This window comes from Aquipuribacter hungaricus, from assembly GCF_037860755.1.
GTDB lineage: Bacteria > Actinomycetota > Actinomycetes > Actinomycetales > JBBAYJ01 > Aquipuribacter > Aquipuribacter hungaricus.
Genome location: NZ_JBBEOI010000546.1, coordinates 1 through 501, shown reverse-complemented (window position 1 = coordinate 501; position 501 = coordinate 1). Strand labels below are relative to the sequence as shown.

The 501-nt window shown below is 71.1% G+C and carries 1 protein-coding gene; it reads left to right on the top strand.

What is annotated here, in order from left to right:
- Nucleotides 1-10: 10 nt before the first annotated feature.
- Nucleotides 11-501, top strand: a 491-nt coding sequence (locus tag WCS02_RS21100) for an EAL domain-containing protein (protein ID WP_340296260.1), incomplete at its 3' end; no start/stop codon positions are given.

Genomic DNA, 501 nt, shown 5'->3' with positions numbered 1-501 from the left:
CGACGTCGCGATGTACACCGCGAAGGAGCTGCAGACCGGGGTCGAGCGCTACGACCCGTTGTCGGACAGCAACGACCGTTCCCGGCTCACCCTGCTCACCGACCTCCGGCACGCCCTGGCGCACGAGGAGCTGCTGCTGCACTTCCAGCCCAAGCTGAACCTCACCGACGGCACGCTGGCCGGTGTGGAGGCCCTGGTCCGCTGGCAGCACCCCACCCGCGGCCTGCTCCATCCCGCGGACTTCCTGCCCACCGTGGAGCACACCGGGCTGATCTGGCCGCTGACCCTCACAGTCCTCGACCTGGCGCTGACGCAGACGAGCACCTGGCGCCACGCCGGTCACGACCTGCAGGTCGCGGTCAACCTGTCCGCCCGCTGCCTGCACCGTCCGGACCTCGCCGCGCAGGTCCTGCAACGGCTCCAGACCCACGACGTCCCGGCCCGGTCCCTGCGCCTTGAGCTGACCGAGTCAGCGCTGATGGCCGAGCCGGAACGGGCGCT